The following is a 16,125-nucleotide window of genomic DNA, read 5'->3' as shown; positions in this document are numbered from 1 at the left end:
CGCGTGCAGAGCACTCCGGCGCAGGTGGTCGTCACCGTAGGTCCGTCGTGTGCGCAGGAGTTGTCCGCCGGCGCGCGTCCGATGTCCCGGTAGCGCACGGACCCTCCGGGCTCGGCGACAGCGTGGAGAGCTTCTTCGACCGGGCAGGATCTGTGCCCCGCCTCGTACGACCACGCCGCCGCCGCGCTCGTCGCCGCCGAAACCGGATGCACGTCCTGGGGCGCCCTTCCCCGAAGGCGCCCCGTCCCTCGCCCGATCAACCCGTCAGGGCGCCCATGGCACGAGCATGTCCTTCATCGTGTCCGTCATCGCGAACTGCAGCAGCGGGCCGTAGGTGATCCTGCCGACGCCGAGGCGGCGGAAGCGCTCAAGATCGTGCTTGACGGGATGAGCCGTGGAGTTCACGGGAATGGCGACGGCGGCGATCACCTTCGTGAGCAGGGCGTCGTTGTCCTGAATGCCCACCGGGTAGAGGCTGTCGGCGCCGGCCTGTTCCAGGGCTCGCAGTCGCTCGATCGCCTCGTCGAGGACACCGGCGGCGTCCTCCGCATGCAGGAAGAGGTCGGTGCGCCCGTTGACCCAGACCGGGATGCCGGCGTTGTCCGCCGCCGCGCGCAGGCCGGCGATGTAGGCCGCGTGCTCCTGCGTGCTGCGCACGCGTCCGCCATCCGAGTGGACGGTGTCCTCGATGTTGAGACCGACGCCGCCGACCTCGGTGAGTCCGGCGATGAGATCCGCGGGCTGCTGCCCGTACCCGGCCTCCAGGTCCACGGACACGGGGACGTCGACCGCCGCGATGATCGGCCGGACGGCGGCGAGTACCTCCTCGAAGGTCTGGCCCTCGTGGTCCTCGGCCCCGCGGGAGTCGGCGAGCGGATGACTGCCGATCGTCAGCGCGGGGAACCCGGCGTCGGCTGCCGTCCGCGCGGACCAGACGTCCCAGACGGTCGGCAGCACGAGCGGCTTGTACTCGGCGTGCAGCTGCTTGAGGCGTTGAGCGCGCTCAACTGTGGTGCGAAAGTCCATGTCGAGGACGCTACCCCCGGATCGCCACGAACAACGTGCAGGCGGGGCGCCTCCGGGTGACGGAAAGGTGCAGCCTGGTTCCATGCCGGGCCGGGGGCGCTCGGCTGCCGGCGGCGTGGGGCAGCGACCCGCTTCCGGCTTTACGGACACCGCGCCCGCGCCCGCCGGGTCCGGCAGGCAGTTGCAGGTTTACGAGCAGAGATGGAGAGCAGACGAGCGGTCACGACCAATCCGGTACAACACGAGGAGGTCCCGATGTCGGGCACGGAGAAGAGCAAGGCGCACATCGAGCAGGCCAAGGGCAAGGCCAAGGAGGCCATGGGCCGCATGGCCGGCAACGAGCGGATGACCGCCGAGGGCCGCGCCGACCAGGCCAAGGGCAACGCCCGCCACGCCAAGGAAGACATCAAGGACACCTTCCGCCACTAGGCGTTCGGACGCGTTCGCGTCCTCCCTGCTGAGCCCCGACCTCGTCCCCCTGGGTCGGGGCTCAGCCATGTGGCGCGAGGCGAGCGGAGAGCACTTTGTACAGCTCAGCGCCGGTGTGGCCGACAGGATGGCGGCCCCGCAGCTCAGCCGCGATCTGATCCTCGCGCTCGCGATGACCGCCCGTAAGCATGTGGCGCAGGGCCCGACGTCGCCGGCGGATCAGACGCCGGGGCCACGCAGCTCCTGATGATCACGCGGCGGCTGCTCGTGTTGTCGGCTGGGGTCACCACTACATCGAAGGGTGCCCAGCTCACTGCACCCGGGCGAGGAAGAGGTCGCTGAGGTGGTCCATGTCGATGCCGCCGCCGTGTGCGTCCAGGACCTGGGCCGTTTCTGTCAGGACCCGCTCGCGCCGGTCGGCGGGCAGGACGCGATATGCCGACAGCGAGGCAAGCAACCCCAGGTAGCGGTCGGTGTCGTAGTACTGGTCCTGCCGGTACCGGACGGCACGCAGGTCGGTGAACCGACCGTCGCGGCGGCACTCAGCCTCCGGCCAGCCGTCCGGCCCGAGCGAGCTTCCGGCCACGTCGCCGTAGGAGGACGCCAACTCGCTGTGCGGCGTGTTGGTCATCCCATGACGGCCGTCGACCTCCGCCAGCGCGGTCTGCAGCTCTGCGTCAAGAACCCCGTGCGGGTTCCAGAACAGTGCCACCGCACCTCCGGGCGCGAGGGCGTCGTGGACCAGGTCCCAGCGCCGGTCCGGGGCCACCCAGTGCCAGGACGAGGCGGCGAGGAGGAGCCCGAAGCGTCGCCCGCCCGGCTGCCAGCTCTCGAAGCCGTCGACCTCGACCTGGACCCCGGAATAGCGCTCCGTATTGCGGCGCAGAACCTCGGCCATGCGCGGGTCGGGCTCAAGGCACACGAGTGGAGTGCCCAGCTCGGCGAACGGCACCGTGGCCTTCCCGGTACCCGCGCCGATCTCCACCGCCGCGCGGTCCCCCAGAGCCGCGTACGCCAGCACGTCCGCGACCAGCTCGTTCGAGTACCCGGGGCGGGCTGCGTCGTAGAGCTCGGCCACCTCGCCGAACACCTGACTGCGTGCCATGTCGACCTGTCCCTCTGCGGTCATGCGCATCCCCTCGACTCCCCCATCGGCAAGCGGTCACCCTACCGACCAAGTCGGCGCCGAAGCCCACCGTCCGCCTCGGGCAGACGTCAACCACGCGTGCCTGATCGGTTCAGCCGCCCGGGGCGATACCACGCAGGCAGAGGAAGGACCCAAGGGTGTGGTTCGTGAGCGTGCTCGAGCCTGAAGGCGGACGGAATGGCTTGAACCGGCCGTGGGTGGTACCCGGGTCGACCGCTGCCTGGTGGAGTTCACCCCTTCGGACGCGAAGGGGCGCCAATGCGCAGGGTGCGCCAGAGGCTACGTTCAGAGGGCCCCTGGCGGGAGCGGGGCAGCCGTACGGGCGACCGGAGGAGCAGAGCGGTGACGGAGACGGGCCCGATCGTCGTGTTCGCGAACTTCCTCTCGGACTTGGCGGTGGATCTCAACGAAGGGCAGATCCTGACGCAGTGGGCCCAGCAGGCGCCGCGAAAGGCGTGGCTGCTCCGGCCCGGGGACATGTTCGTCACTCCCGTGCCACTGAGCCGGGAGTTCCTGCGGTACGTGTACGACCTGACCGGGGTGCCCCCGGAGTCGGTGGCTGTCATCGAGGTGCCTCCCGCCGGCTCCGTGCCGCTGGCTCGGGCGGTGCGCGAGGCCGGCCTCGTCGAGCACGTCCGGGCTCTCGCCGGTGACCGGGGTGCGGCGCTGCTGCCGACGGCGCTGGACGCGTCGGCGATCGCGTTCGCCCGGGACATCGGTGTCGCCGTCCATCCGTACCCCACGGTCGAGGCTGCCGAGGCCGCGCTGCGGATGACCATGCTGCTCAACACGAAGACCGGGTTCCGCGAGACGGCCGAGCAGTTGGGCATGCGGCTGCCTGCGGGGCGGATGTGCCGACGCCCGGAGACCGAAGGCGTGGCCCGCGAGCTCCTGCGGGACCACGAGTGCGTCGTGGTGAAGCCTGACCGTTCGGCCGGAGGGCACGGGATGCGCTTCGTGTCCCGCGACGATCTGAGGGGCGGGGCGAGCATGCCCCTCGATACGGTCGGTGGGCCCGACGGCCTGTGGGTGGTGGAGGAACGCCTCGACGTGGCCGAGTCGGTCAGTATCCAGCTGGAAGTCGCCGCTTCCGGGACACACGCGCTCTTCAGCGGTGCGATGCGTACGGTTCAGGGCGCCTTCACTGGATACGCCTCTCCGCTGCCGCCGTCCTGCGCGCACGTCGCCGAAGAGCTGGAGGAGTGGGGGGCGGCCCTGGGCAGGCATCTGGCCGGCCACGGCTACGCCGGGCCCTTCGGGCTCGACGGGCTGGTCGACGCGGACGGCGTCGCGTACGCGAGTGAGAGCAACATCCGCCGTACGGCCACCACCACACCCCACACCATGGTCACCCGGCTGACCGCGGGATCGGCCGAACCCCGCCCGGCCTGGTCGGTGGCGAAGGGCTGGACGCGGAGCCCCATGGACTTCGACGGAGCCCTCGCCCGGCTGCGCGCATCGCGCCTCGCGTTCGACCCGGATCGCGGCGAGGGCGTGGTTCTCTACGCGGACGCGCCGCCCGACGGCCGTTCCTGGCGGTACGCGGTGATTGCGGGGAGCGCCGGCGACGTGGAGGAGCAGGAGCACGCGTTGGCCGAGGTCTTCGAATTCGAGGGCGGGTGACCCGCACGACGCCGGTCCCGACACCCAGGAGGGTGTCGGGACCGGCGTCGTGCGGGAACGCGATCAGGCGGGTCGGCCGCCGAAGGGGGCGCCGGCACCGTAGTAGGTGCCCAGCTCTTCCCGGTAGCCGGTGTCGCCGAGGTGCTTGTCCCGGTGGAACTCGGGGGCGCTCTTGATCTGTTCCTTGGTGCGGTCGACGAAGATCTTCTTGTCCTCCGGGTCGATCCTGACGACGGTGCTGGCCGGCAGCAGGACCTCCTTGCCGAAGATCCATACGCCGGTGTCCACGACCAGGTAGGCGTCACCGACCTCGTCGGAGTGCTTGTCGACCTTGCCGATGCTGCCGTCGGTCGCCTCGACCTTGTAGCCGGTCAGGTCCGTACCGGCCAGGTGGCCCGCGGTCGGCTGGTAACTCCACACATGCTCAGTCACGCGAAAAACAACTCCTCCGGTCAACGGGGGACGGCGGAAGAATGAATTCTCCACCGATCCTCCCTGTTCCGTACGTCGTGCTCGGCGGTAGTGCTGCGTTCCGCCTGGACTTCACCTGCCCCGCCTTTTCGGCTTCACGCACCCGGATCGAAATGCGGGGCCGGGGCGGCCGTCGATCATTGGAGGTGAGCAGGTCCCCTGCTGTGTCACGGCGACCACCCCGGCTGCCCTTCGGATGCCCCCGAGATGCGCCTTTATCCGCACCTTTATCCGTTCCGTGTCTGTCGACGGCCTGCCGACAACGACATGGCGGTGTCCGGTCCCCCCTAGGAAGGGGTGACCGGCCACCGCCATGCAGTGTCAGAACTGCGTCTTGCCGTACGGCTACCAGCGATACCAGCGGCCGCTACCGCCCTTGGGTCGGGCGACGAAACCGATCAGCCACAGGATCAGGACTGCGATAGCCACCCACCAAAGAATCTTCACCGCGAAACCAGCGCCGAAGAGAAGAAGGACCAGCAGAAGAACGAGAAGCAGGGGAACCATAGTTATCAACCTCCGAAGCACCGTGTGCCCTGCCGCATCCAGGAAATGCATTCGATTCTCACTTGCTTCTTATCCCGGCGGCTGGGCAGAAGACCTCGCCTGAAATCCGCGACGGCGCCGCGCCGGAGTCGTGTCGAGGCCGATACATCTGGGGAGACCTTCTCGCCCTGCTTGGAGCCCACCAGCTCCTCCAGGGCGTCCTCGCTTCCCCACTCGGAGGTGGACTCGATGTCCTGGGATGTCCCGCGAGGGAGCACGGCCGGCCCGCGGGCCGGGGTTCGGGGGGTCGTGATCCGTGCCGTAGAGCCGGCCATGCAGGGACTCGTCATCCCCGTCCATTCCTCCCATCGCCCCCACCCAGGTCTGCGATCAGGTGTACTCCGCGGGCGACCCGTGCGTCTGGCCGGGCGGGAGCCGGTCACGTCCTAGCGTGGCTCCGGAACCGTTCCGGGCGGACCGCCGCCGGGACCCAGGACCTACGGAGGCACCTTGACCACGTCGCCCGCCCTCACCGAGCTCACCGGGGACTACGTCCTCGACCCCGCCCACACCAGGATCGGGTTCATCGCCCGCCACGCCATGGTCACCAAGGTCCGCGGCGCGTTCCACCAGTTCGAGGGCACCGCCCACCTGGACGGAGCCGATCCGGCCCGATCCACCGCCCAAGTGGTGATGAAGACCGAGAGCATCGACACCGGTGTCGAACAGCGCGACCAACATCTGCGCACCAACGACTTCCTGGACGCTCCCAACTTCCCCGACATCACCTTCCGCACCACCTCGGTCGAGGCGCAATCCGACACCGAGTACCGCGTCACCGGCGACCTGACCATCAAGGACACCACCCGGCCGGTCACCATCGACTTCGAGTACACCGGCCATGCCGTCGACCCCTACGGCAACCTGCGGGTCGGCCTGGAAGGATCGGTGACCATCTCCCGCAAGGAGTACGGCGTGACCTGGAACGCCGCCCTGGAAGGCGGCGGAGTCCTGGTCGGCGACAAGGTCGTCCTGGAGTTCGACATCTCCGCGATCAAGCAGGGCTAGAGCCGGTATCCGGAAGCCGTCCGGACAGCCGGTCCGAGGAAGACGCCCCGTGACATCGGTCCGCCGACGTCACGGAGCGTCCGCGCTCCGGTCAAAGATCTCCGGGACGGGGACACCTTTGTTCCGCGGCGCGATGGAGAAGGTGATCATGTCGTCGTCGATGGCCCTCGGCCGCCTCGCGCCGGGTGATGCCCGCGTCCGTACCGCGCGAAGCTGCGCCTTCCAGCACCGGGGCGCGGTTGCCTTGCAGCCTTGGTCGCGGCCGCCCATGGCTCCCACCGCCGGTCAGCCACCCGGCCCTCACACGCCGTCAGCAACCCGCGGGGTAATCGGGAGGCACCTGGGCCGAATGGGCGGGCTTGGCCATTCTCAGACGGTTTTCAGCTGCGCACGCTCATTTCCCCGGAAGGCGTCGGGCCGGAACATAGCGTCGCCGCAGCGGTGCGGACAGCGATATCCGCCCACGCGAGCGAAGGAGAAGCTGTGGCACTGGACGAGAGCACGACGGCCGGGAACCCGGACAGCGTCCTGGACGATCCGCGATTGGAGAGGCTGCGGCAGATCCTGACCGGTGGGCACCCGTCCCCGTTGGTGCGGCCCCAGGCTCGCGAGGGGACGCGGGCGAACCTGATGCTCGCCGTGGCGCTGCGCGCCGCTGCCCGCACGGAGCAGGGGCATCAGCTCGGAGACCTTGAGAACCGCCTGGTCCAGGCCATGCTCACCGCGATGCCGCAAGCGCACCTCATCGGCCTGGGGAAGCTGTACCTGTTCCTGGTCACGTACAGCACCGGCCTGCCGTTCCCGGTGTCCGTCACCGGCCGGCCCCTCGGGCAGGCCTACGACTGGGCGCAGTACCAGCAGGACTGGCAGGCGATGGCCCGCGAGACGATGGCTCAGCCGAACACCGCGTTGGTCAGCCGGGAAGGGTTCGCTCTAGGAGAGGGGGTGGACGGTCCTGAGTTCGTCGATGCTCTGCGTACCTGGCGGGCCGGTACCTCGGCCATGCCCGGAGCCGTTGTCGTCTCCCCCGACACGCTCGCCGTCGCGCCGGATGGCGAGGGCACTCTGGCGGCCGAGGGTTCAGCGGCGGGGGTGAGCGGGTTCGATCCGGTTCGGGTGCGTCTGGAGCTGGAGAGCTTCCATGTACTGCGGGCTCAAGGCGACCAGGGCGGCACCAAGGACGAGACCTACTGGTGCGCGTCGTCCGGCAGTGACAAAGCAGCCGGCCCCGCCTACCGGTCGGAGGAGTTCGGCAGCGTCAAAAAGGGTGACACCCGCACCTTCGGTTCCAACCGCGTCATCTTCGACGGGCAGGTCGCAGGCCATCTGATCCTGCAGGTCTTCTGCTTCGAAGCCGACCAGAGCTCCAGCGAGTGGTACGACGCCCTGCACGCACGCCTGCGGCAGCTGTCGCAGAGCATCTTCGACACCCCCTGGTTCCAGGTCGGCGCCAACCTGCCCGGGGGCGGCATCGCCGGCATCCTGGCCGACATCAACACCCTGGGCGTCATCCTGATGAGCCATTTGCGCAACGAGGACGACCTGTCCTGCGCTCGCGCGATCTACCTCGACCGCCACGACCTCGCGCTGCTGTCGGAGCGAGGCAGCGTCGACCTGCACTTCAACGGCGACGGGCACCACGTCCTGAAGCTCAAGTACGCCAGCCCCGAGAAGGTCCCCTTCCCCGTCGGTACCCTCCAGTACCTCGTCCAGGAACAGGGCAACCGCTGGACCACCCCCATCCCTCTGCCCTGGCAGTCGATCACACCCCCCGCCATCGCCTTCTACCGGAACCGGCTCCACGTCCTGTTCAACCGCGCCGACCGTGCGCTGATGTGGACCACCCACGCCGACGGCGTCTGGAGCACCCCGCGACAGATCAACGAGGAGTACTCCGACATCGCACCCGCCCTCGCCGTCTGGCGGGACAAACTCTGGTGTGCCCACACCGGCACCGACGACACGGTCGGCTACTTCACCTTCGACGGCAGCTCCTGGACCCGCCGAGAGCGGATCTTCGGCTTTGGGTCCCGCATCGCCCCGGCGCTGGCCGTCCACGACGACCGGCTGTGGCTCACCCACATCGGCGGGGCCGGCGATCCCCACACCAACTGCCATGACGGCAACCGCTGGATCGAACCCAAGCTCGACAACCTGGGCTGGAAGCTGGACAGTCCGGTGAGCATGGCCAGCAACAGCGGGAAGCTGTGGCGGGTCGCACGCGGCATGGACAACGGGTTCCACGCCAGCAACGCCTCCACCTCGGGGAACAATGTGAGCTGGACCCGCATCGCGGGCATCAGCCACCCCAACTACGCCCACGGCCCGACCCTGCTCTCCCACAGCGGCGGGCTGGAGGTCTTCCTCCACAATCGGGGCGATCTCTACCAGATGCACTGGCTCCCGTCCCAGAACATGTGGGCCGGCGGCAACTTCCCCGGCGGCCGGACCATCCACCCCATGGACGAAATCTCCTGCGCCATGCAAGACGGGCGGGTCTACGTCATGTACCGCACCGACCCGCTCACCGTCAGCTCCGCAGCCAACGCCACATAGCCGGGCTTCAAGACCGGGCACAGCCTGCCCGTTCCCGCCCACGGGGCTCGCCCCGGCGGGCGGGAACGGGTCGGAGTTGAGAGACCGACCCCGGCCCTGGCGCTCGGCATCGTCGACCGCGAGGGCCCAGCGCGCGGCTTCGTCTCCGTCCACTGGGCGGCGTACTCGCAGTGGGAGCCGCCGGCCTGTGGAAGCCGGTCTTGGACCGGTTCGACTTCGCGGTCACCGCGCTCAGCGTGAGCCGGAACGCCTGGTCGTTGGCGTGCACCTCACGCCGGACCGCGTCCCACGCGAAACCGCCGGCTGACGGGAAGCACTCTGGGGAACCTGCGGTATGCGAGGCCCGGGTCAATGCCCCGCATGGAGGGTCTGGTCGTCGTGCCGCTGGCCGTGGGTGACTTACTGGAAGAGTTATGCGGTGGCCGGGTGGGTGCAGGCGATTCCCCGGCCCGCGCGGTGGGCGGCAAGGGTGTCCATCGACAGCCGTTGCGGAGCCTGGGTGACCAGACGAAGCACCTTTTCCCAGCTGCCGCCGGGCGGGATCACGGACGGCCCGGTCGTAGTCGTTTCGCAGGCGGGCGTGTCCGGTCTTGCGGGTCCTGCCCAGGTCGCCGAGGAACGTCTTCGTCCGTTCGGCGCGTTCGGCCCGGATGAGCCGGTGGCAGGGGTGGTGGGTGGCCTGTGGGCAGCGGGCGGAGTCCCACATCCCGACCAGTGGCCGGTCGGCGGTGGGGGTGCCGGCGAGTTTGAGGCAGAGCGCGCGGGAGGGGTCGGTAGACCAGCAGAAGTTTCGCCGGGCCAATGTGCGGGGTCTTGGCGCGTTGGGTCAGCAGGTTCAACACGTCCCGGTCACTGCGCTGGGTCCTGGGCGCCAGCGCTGCGGTCGGTTCGAGCTGCTGGTCGACGCTGGCCTGCTGCACCTCCCCGGCCAGTGCGACGGCGTGCGGGCCCAGGGTGGAAACCAGGTAGAGGGCGGCGGCGAGCATCGGCTGCGAGATCTGGTCCTGGACCGGCTGGGTCCTGTTCTCGGTCCTGCCACTGGGCTTCTCGGCGACCGCCGAGGCGGTGGCGCCGCCCCAGGGCCGCAGATCTGCGGGAACACGGTCGACGCCGAACAGTTCGGTGTAGCTGACCAGGTCGACGGCGACCTGGGCGGCCGCGCGCCGGGTGCCTGGGCTGTTCCCGCCGACCACCGTGCCGTGTTCGTCGCGAACGTAGCGGCGGTGGGCCAGGTATGCCTCGCGGATCTGGGTGTCAACCTGCTGCAGGCTTGGACGCGTTTGCCGAGCCAATGGAAGAACCGGGTGAGCTCGTCCAACCGTCCAGCGCAACTGCGCTGGTGAAGGGCTGTGCGGTGGGCACCCGGCAGCGGGGCCACCGCCGGACGCCCCGGGGCGAACATCGCAAGGATGCTCGTGTGCTGGCCCACGTCGTCGCCGCGAACCGGGCGGGCCTCGGCCAGCCCGGCCGCCCGGTGCTCGGCATACCGGCTCAAGCCCGCCTTCAGCCGCTCCCGTGAGTCGAACGGCCCCGCCCAGTGCTCGGCCAGGAAGTCCGTCCACGCTTTGAGCGCCCTCGCGTAGCTCTCCCACGAGCTCGGCGCCGGTGCCCGGCTCGCCGGTAGCTCACGTAACGAGCGGTCCACCACCGCTGAGGGGCGCGGCGCGGCCCGGCCGTCCTCGAAGAGCAAGGTCCGTCGTCGACGAGCACGGGCATCCCCTCGGGGATCAAGGACCGGTGCTCGATGTCCCAGGACTGCCAGCCGTGGGACGAGAAGAAGGTCAGGATCAATGTGCCGCAGGCAGTGCAGGTCGGGTGCCCCGCCCCGGCGAACCGGGGGGCGGGGCGCCCGCTGCATGGCGGGTGTCCTACAGCAGGGCGATCGAACTCGCCCGGTCGTTCATCGCGTCCCCGACGTACGAGGTCGACTGCTGGTACTCCTGGTGGATACCGGAGGCGTTGGGTGCATCCCACAGCTCCAGCCAGCAGGACAGCGTGGTCAGCGAGCTGACGGAGTTGTTCCAGATCCCGTCGAGGTTGATCTGGGCGTCCCGGCCGTTGCCGCTCTGGCAGCCGCTGCCGCCGGTTAAGACCAGGGCGGAGCCGCCATAATTCGAGTCCGTGTAGATGACGCCGAGCTGCACGGCCTCCGCCTGAGTGGTGCCCGAGGAGCCCTTGAGACGGTTGGCCAGCTTCTGGTCGATGTACTTCGCCGACAGCGGTGCGTCGGTGATCCGTCCGTTGGTGGAAGCGGTGACGGCCTCCTGGAACGTGTCGTAGCACTGCATGCTGCCTGAATCGATGTTGAGCACGCAGTTCCTCGGGACGGGCGCTGCGTTCGCGCTCACGGCGGCCGCACCCAGGGCGAGGACGGTGGCAGCTGCTGCCATGGCGATACGTGACGTGCGAGCAAACACGGGTCACTCCTGTCTCGTGGACGTTCAACCGACAGCGTGGATGCTTCCGTCTCCATCCCGCATGAGCCAGAGGCACATTCGGCCAGAGTCGATGTATATGGCATGTGTTGCTGCGAGCCGGAGAGCGACGCGTCGCACCATGCGCGCTTCATGACCTGCCGTGACACGTTGAGCAGGTCGTCGGCAGCAGCCGGAAGGAGGCGCCGAAGAACCGGCGCGAACTGTTCGAAACCGCGGCGGCCAAACTGCCCGGCAGTCAGACGACCTCCGTGTGACCGGCGGGCTCGGCAAGGGTGTCGGTGACTGCTGACGACCGGGTCGGGACTCGTGCCCCTCAGCCGGGCCGGCGCGTGCCAGATGTAGTCGCCCAGCCCGCCTGTACGACCAGGCAGCAGCAACCTCGGTGTCCCGCCGGGTGGCTCGACGGCTGCCCGCCATCCTGGTCGGGCCCTCCACGGCCGGGGCGGCCGTGTTCGTCAGCGACGCGGAGCCTGTAACGGAGGCCGAAGCGCCGACGGCGCTGATGGCCGCGTCGCGTACCAGTTTCGCGCGGCAGGCCCGGAAGGCGGGGCGGTCGGAGAGCGCGTCTCGGTCAGGCTGATCCTGACGACTTCGGTGTATCGGCGGCGACGGCACAGCAGAGCCGACCAGTGGCGGCTGTCAGTGAAGACAATGGACAGCACGAGAATGACCACCACCGAGGCGATCACGGCGGCCGAGGTCTACCCGATGACGGAGCCGATGGCCGTGCCGGCGACCGCGCACCCGGGCGCGAGGAGAGCCGACGCCACTACGACGCGCGGTGCGCCCGGGTAGCTGATCGACACGCCCGTGTCCCGACTGTCGAGGATCGCCTGCGTCAACTACCTTCGGCCAACCCCCGTCTGCCGCAGCCGGCCGAAGTCATCACCCAGGCCGCGTCCTTCCCGGACAGCAACCAAACGTGTAGTTGTTGGACTACGGTGTGTCATGAGAGGCTCCGGTCAGGTAGTCATCGAGCCTGCACGTGAGGAGTCGTCGTGTCCGAGACCAGGCCCAACTCAAAGGGCCCCGCCAAGGTTCAGTTGTCCCCGGAACGGGCCGCGAGCCTTGGGCTGACTCCCGCACCCGGAGCCACAACGCCCGTGGTGCCGACCGCGCTCCTGGAGAAGAGGGTCGATGTCCGTTCGCCCTCCGCCGCGCTCGATTTCATCAGGACAACCGAGGGCCACCTCAATGAACTGACCAACGTTCTGCAGCGGGCGCGGGTGCTGTCGATCCAGTCGGCGAACGGCACGTACAGCGAGGAAGACCGCTCGGCGATCCAGATCGAGGTCGACCAGCTGACCGATGAGATCGCCCGCATCGCCGACCAGGCCGACTTCAACAAGATGAAGCTGCTCGCCGACGCCTCTGCCGAGGCGAACGTGAAGTCCGCTGACGAGCTGGGCATGACACCCGCGAAGATCAACACTCCTGCGTCGCTGGCCAACGCCCAGGCGTCCTGGACGCTGCGTACGCACGTGGGCGCGAACACCAACGAGGCGCTGGCGGTGAACATCTTCGCTGCCGATATCCAGCACCTCTTCGCCGGTGAGGCAGCCGCCCCGGCGGATCAGCAGAGCGGCGCCGGTGCCCAGGGCGGGGCGGCCGTGGCGGGCCCGGTGAATGTCATGACGGCGATCGACGCCAATTCGTCCATCGCGAAGATCGACGTTGCGATCAAGACCGTCACGGATCAGCGATCGAACCTGGGGGCGTTCTCCAACCGCCTGGAGTCGGCCATCCGCAGCGGGGACTACGCGGTGGAGAACTTGACGGCCAGCGACACGGGCACCGAAAGGGCTTGATACCGCCGTCCCGCACGACCGCACGAGCAGCGCCGGACGGTCTCCCGCCGGCCACGTCCACACGGGATGCCGACCCCTCGCCGTCAGACCAGGACTCGGCCGGCGCGGCCCGCGGCGCCGTACCCACCCCGCGCCCTGCGCCGCCTCGGGCGTCCCCGCGCACGGCCTACCTCCTTGCCGGCCTGCCCGTCGAGGTGCTGGGTCGGGTGCGGTCGGACTCGGTGATGCGCAATCCCATGCCCCGCCTGTGGATCTACCCGCCCCGGAACGGGCGTCCCCCGAAGCACGGCAAGGAGTTCCGTTTCGCCAGGCCGGAGAGCTGGGGTGAGCCGGACGCGGCGACGGTCCCAGGCCCGGGGGGGGGGAACCTCCGGGTTCACTCGCCCTGTCCGGCCCGTGCGCCGAGACCGTCGCGCCCTGGACCAGGCCGGCCACTTGGCTCGAAGAACAAGCAGCCCGCCACCGCTACGAAGTGGGCAAGACCGCCAAACGCCCAGAGAGCCTGGTCGAACGGCACCGAACCTGACCCTGACAAGGGTCGTGGGAAACCCCGAGTCCGTTTCAGCCCCGGTGGTCAGATCGCGGTGGGGATGTAGGGCGCTGCTGCGACCTGGGCCATCGTCCGAAGTCTCGCAAAGTAGGAGGCGCAGTACTCCTCGTTGATCAGGGGCACGATCTTGTCGAGGGCGGCGATGCAGTTCCACAGGTAGGCGATACCGCTGTCGTCGAGTCCGTCTTTCAGCTCCCTCTGTACGAGGCCGGCGACATCGGCGTCCAGGAGGACCAGGTCCACGCCGTCGAAGTCCACCCCGCGGAAGCCGTCGGGGAACAGGGCGCGCAGGTGGTCCTCCCACAGCCCGGCGAGTCCGCCTTCGGGCTGTGCTCCGCCCACGTCGGCGGCCGTTGCCTCTGCCGCGGACGCTGGGCGAAGGAGCAGGGAGACGGCATCGAAGACGGCACGCACCATTTCGACCGCCCGGAGCGGGCGGAGGGCGGCACTTGACTCGGCGCCCTGTGTGAGCTTGTCGCGCAGCAGTCGGCTGCGGTCGAGTTCCACAGCGAGTCCGGCCGTGATGAGCCCTGCGTCGGTGGCTCGCTCGATGAGGACGTGGAGCGGTTCGTTCGTACCCAGGCGCTCGGCGAGGACGTGCTCCAGGGCGAACAGGGAATGCGTGACGGCGACGGTGGCGAACTCGTAGCGGTAGTAGGAGTGCCGGATGAGCTCACGGGAGGTTTCCATCGCGCTCATGACGTACATCGAGGCGTCACTGGGCAGAACCAGGTCGGCAATCAGGGCGTGCATGTCCGCATAGTCGAGAACGAGGTGGCGGGCGCGCGGATCCCGTACCGGCAGGAGGAGCGGGTCAGACGGCGGAAGGGTGTTCACCAGTACAGTCTTGTCGCCCGAGAGCTGTCGGTGCCATCGGATTTGCTCGGGGCGGTTGCCGAGCCGTCTGCCGCACGTCGCCGCTGGCCCGAGCCGACCTCAAGGAACAGGTTTGGCTTGTGCTTCAGCATCCGCGCCCCTCACTTCAACAGGGCAGCCGTGAACTTGGCGAGTGTGGATGCACCGGCCGGCCGAGGGCACTTCACTCGTAAGTTCCTGAACACGCGCCGGACTCGGGTGGGCGTGATCTTGTTCCCTTCGGTGGGTCTCCCCCCCAGGGCCGCCGCAGGGCCGCAGGTCGGCATCGACAGGGCGGGCGATTCGAAGTGCGGGGGCGCATCCTGCCGTGGCACCCGACCGACTTCATCGTGGCGGATGCATCGTGGCACAGCCTTGCTCACCACACGCACAACGGCGTGCCCGACTCGGACCGGTCCAGCATCCATGGGGAGTACGGGACGCTCCGGCGCCCGCCGTTACGCTCTTCACGCACGTGATGGACGACCCCATGCGGATCTCCATGGCCTGGCTCGCGCTGCTCAGCACCAACATCCAGCCCAGCGCGACGCTCTACCGCCGCCGCTCCGCTGCCGGGCAGTCCCTTCCCGGCGCGATGTGCCTCCTGGTCGCGGCGGTGGCCACGTCCATCCTCTTCCTCACCGACCAAGCACTCGTGGTGTACCTGTCCGCCACAGCGTTCTGCGCCTGCACCGCACACATCGCACTGGTCAGTGCCAGGCAGCTCCTCATCGGGGCCGGGCGGGCGCGTCGCGCCGCCCCTCTCGTGCCTGCGCCTGCCTCGCGGCGTCGAGTGCGTCCGCGAGCGCATCGACGAGCGGGTCGGTGACACCTGCCAGCCGGGCGGTGACGACACAGCTCGGCGGATGGCCGCCGACGGGGACGAAAGCGATGCCGGGCCGCGCGTGCCGCAGCGCGGCCCCGGCCGGGAGGAGGCCGACCGCGCCCTCCCACAGGACGGCGTGCAGGCACTCCTCGACCGACGCCACCACCGGGCCTGGCGCCTCCTCCTCGGCAGCGAGCCAGTAGGCCCGCCACCGGGCATCGGTTCCCGGGGGCAGGCGGAACCGAGGGCGGTCGGCCAGCTCCGTGACGTGCAGGCGCGGGCGGCCCGCCAGCGGATCGTCCGCGGGGACGGCCGCGACCAGCGGCTCCTCGCCGAGCGGCCGGACCGTCAGGCCGGCGGTGTCGAAGGGCAGGCGGGTCAGCGCGAGGTCCACCCGGCCCTCGCGCAGGCCGGCCGTCGGATCGGTGACCGCCGCCTCACGCAGCCGTACCCGCACCCCCGGCCGCATGCGCCGCAAAGCTGCCAGAGCTGCCGGGCCGACCTCCAAGCCCGCGCCCGCGACCATGCCCAGGACGAGCACCCGGTCGGCCACCGTGCCGCGCACCCGCTCGCGGGCGCGCTCGGCACGCTCCAAGAGATCCCGCGCCTCCGGCAGCAGCACCTCGCCCGCGGGGGTGAGCCGCGCCCCGGTGGGGATCCGTTCGAACAGCCGGCACCCGAGGTCGGCCTCCAGCTCCCGTATGCGGCGGCTCAGCGGCGGCTGAGCCAGACGCAGACGTACGGCGGCGCGGCCGAAGTTGCCCTCTTCGGCCACGGCGACGAAACAGTGCAATGCCCGCAAGTCCATGACCAGCCACGATACCGAGAACGAACCTGCGCCT

The 16,125-nt window shown here is 69.5% G+C and carries 14 protein-coding genes and 1 pseudogene; 8 read left to right on the top strand and 7 right to left on the bottom strand.

The window, feature by feature from the left end:
- Positions 1 to 264 precede the first annotated feature (264 nt).
- Complete coding sequence (locus IE248_RS34940; protein WP_190032842.1) at positions 265 to 1,026, bottom strand: isocitrate lyase/PEP mutase family protein; 762 nt, start codon at positions 1,024 to 1,026, stop codon at positions 265 to 267.
- A gap of 255 nt (positions 1,027 to 1,281) precedes the next feature.
- Between IE248_RS34940 and IE248_RS34935 the strand changes: the two genes are divergently transcribed.
- Positions 1,282 to 1,455: a CsbD family protein gene (locus tag IE248_RS34935; protein ID WP_008736678.1), complete on the top strand. Its 174-nt coding sequence runs from the start codon at positions 1,282 to 1,284 to the stop codon at positions 1,453 to 1,455.
- 310 nt (positions 1,456 to 1,765) lie between these two features.
- Here IE248_RS34935 and IE248_RS34930 read toward each other — a convergent pair whose 3' ends face one another.
- Positions 1,766 to 2,584 carry a class I SAM-dependent methyltransferase gene (locus IE248_RS34930; protein ID WP_190032841.1) on the bottom strand — a complete coding sequence of 273 codons (819 nt, stop codon included), beginning with the start codon at positions 2,582 to 2,584 and terminating at the stop codon, positions 1,766 to 1,768.
- Between the two features lie 360 nt (positions 2,585 to 2,944).
- Between IE248_RS34930 and IE248_RS34925 the strand changes: the two genes are divergently transcribed.
- Positions 2,945 to 4,225 carry a preATP grasp domain-containing protein gene (locus IE248_RS34925; protein WP_190032840.1) on the top strand — a complete coding sequence of 427 codons (1,281 nt, stop codon included), beginning with the start codon at positions 2,945 to 2,947 and terminating at the stop codon, positions 4,223 to 4,225.
- 63 nt (positions 4,226 to 4,288) lie between these two features.
- On the opposite strand, the gene IE248_RS34920 is transcribed toward IE248_RS34925, so the two are convergent.
- Together IE248_RS34920 and IE248_RS34915 are read right to left on the bottom strand one after the other, a co-directional pair.
- Positions 4,289 to 4,657 carry a PRC-barrel domain-containing protein gene (locus IE248_RS34920; protein WP_100580598.1) on the bottom strand — a complete coding sequence of 123 codons (369 nt, stop codon included), beginning with the start codon at positions 4,655 to 4,657 and terminating at the stop codon, positions 4,289 to 4,291.
- Positions 4,658 to 5,041: 384 nt separating this feature from the next.
- The gene (locus tag IE248_RS34915; protein WP_037789996.1) at positions 5,042 to 5,203 is read right to left on the bottom strand and encodes a hypothetical protein; all 162 of its coding nucleotides are present in this window, start codon (positions 5,201 to 5,203) and stop codon (positions 5,042 to 5,044) included.
- 489 nt (positions 5,204 to 5,692) lie between these two features.
- On the opposite strand from IE248_RS34915, the gene IE248_RS34910 reads away from it, so the two are divergent.
- The 3 genes from IE248_RS34910 to IE248_RS34900 all read left to right on the top strand — a co-directional run bounded on the left by IE248_RS34910 (position 5,693) and on the right by IE248_RS34900 (position 10,149).
- Complete coding sequence (locus tag IE248_RS34910) at positions 5,693 to 6,250, top strand: YceI family protein (protein ID WP_190032839.1); 558 nt, start codon at positions 5,693 to 5,695, stop codon at positions 6,248 to 6,250.
- A gap of 483 nt (positions 6,251 to 6,733) precedes the next feature.
- Entirely contained in the window at positions 6,734 to 8,806 is a 2,073-nt protein-coding gene (locus IE248_RS34905; RefSeq protein ID WP_190032838.1) for a hypothetical protein, read from the top strand.
- Positions 8,807 to 9,552: 746 nt separating this feature from the next.
- On the top strand, positions 9,553 to 10,149 hold the full coding sequence (locus IE248_RS34900) for a hypothetical protein (RefSeq protein ID WP_190032837.1): 597 nt from the start codon (positions 9,553 to 9,555) through the stop codon (positions 10,147 to 10,149).
- A gap of 525 nt (positions 10,150 to 10,674) precedes the next feature.
- On the opposite strand, the gene IE248_RS34895 is transcribed toward IE248_RS34900, so the two are convergent.
- Complete coding sequence (locus tag IE248_RS34895; RefSeq protein WP_190032836.1) at positions 10,675 to 11,196, bottom strand: hypothetical protein; 522 nt, start codon at positions 11,194 to 11,196, stop codon at positions 10,675 to 10,677.
- A gap of 714 nt (positions 11,197 to 11,910) precedes the next feature.
- Here IE248_RS34895 and IE248_RS38345 point away from each other — a divergent pair.
- The 3 genes and pseudogenes from IE248_RS38345 to IE248_RS34885 form a co-directional block, all read left to right on the top strand.
- Positions 11,911 to 12,039: a hypothetical protein gene (locus tag IE248_RS38345; protein ID WP_268254121.1), complete on the top strand. Its 129-nt coding sequence runs from the start codon at positions 11,911 to 11,913 to the stop codon at positions 12,037 to 12,039.
- A gap of 203 nt (positions 12,040 to 12,242) precedes the next feature.
- Positions 12,243 to 13,052 (top strand): flagellin N-terminal helical domain-containing protein, encoded by an 810-nt coding sequence (locus tag IE248_RS34890; RefSeq protein WP_190032835.1) that lies wholly within the window; start codon positions 12,243 to 12,245, stop codon positions 13,050 to 13,052.
- Between the two features lie 152 nt (positions 13,053 to 13,204).
- Positions 13,205 to 13,578: pseudogene (locus tag IE248_RS34885) on the top strand (transposase); the annotation flags it as partial.
- A 48-nt stretch (positions 13,579 to 13,626) separates the two neighbouring features.
- On the opposite strand, the gene IE248_RS34880 reads toward IE248_RS34885, so the two are convergent.
- Positions 13,627 to 14,439 carry a hypothetical protein gene (locus IE248_RS34880; RefSeq protein ID WP_229895752.1) on the bottom strand — a complete coding sequence of 271 codons (813 nt, stop codon included), beginning with the start codon at positions 14,437 to 14,439 and terminating at the stop codon, positions 13,627 to 13,629.
- A 746-nt stretch (positions 14,440 to 15,185) separates the two neighbouring features.
- Positions 15,186 to 16,091 carry a LysR family transcriptional regulator gene (locus IE248_RS34875; RefSeq protein ID WP_190032834.1) on the bottom strand — a complete coding sequence of 302 codons (906 nt, stop codon included), beginning with the start codon at positions 16,089 to 16,091 and terminating at the stop codon, positions 15,186 to 15,188.
- Positions 16,092 to 16,125 lie beyond the last annotated feature (34 nt).

The organism is Streptomyces goshikiensis (genome assembly GCF_014650555.1).
Classification (GTDB): Bacteria; Actinomycetota; Actinomycetes; order Streptomycetales; family Streptomycetaceae; genus Streptomyces; species Streptomyces goshikiensis.
The sequence above is the reverse complement of the archived record's forward strand: the minus strand, read 5'-3'. Positions and strand labels throughout refer to the sequence as shown.

What these genes read in the sequence shown, in the direction of transcription:
- IE248_RS34940 (WP_190032842.1), bottom strand. Translation starts at nt 1,026, where the DNA reads ATGGACTTTCGCACCACAGTTGAGCGCGCTCAACGCCTCAAGCAGCTG.
- IE248_RS34935 (WP_008736678.1), top strand. Translation starts at nt 1,282, where the DNA reads ATGTCGGGCACGGAGAAGAGCAAGGCGCACATCGAGCAGGCCAAGGGC.
- IE248_RS34930 (WP_190032841.1), bottom strand. Translation starts at nt 2,584, where the DNA reads ATGACCGCAGAGGGACAGGTCGACATGGCACGCAGTCAGGTGTTCGGC.
- IE248_RS34915 (WP_037789996.1), bottom strand. Translation starts at nt 5,203, where the DNA reads ATGGTTCCCCTGCTTCTCGTTCTTCTGCTGGTCCTTCTTCTCTTCGGC.
- IE248_RS34895 (WP_190032836.1), bottom strand. Translation starts at nt 11,196, where the DNA reads ATGGCAGCAGCTGCCACCGTCCTCGCCCTGGGTGCGGCCGCCGTGAGC.
- IE248_RS38345 (WP_268254121.1), top strand. Translation starts at nt 11,911, where the DNA reads ATGACCACCACCGAGGCGATCACGGCGGCCGAGGTCTACCCGATGACG.
- IE248_RS34875 (WP_190032834.1), bottom strand. Translation starts at nt 16,091, where the DNA reads ATGGACTTGCGGGCATTGCACTGTTTCGTCGCCGTGGCCGAAGAGGGC.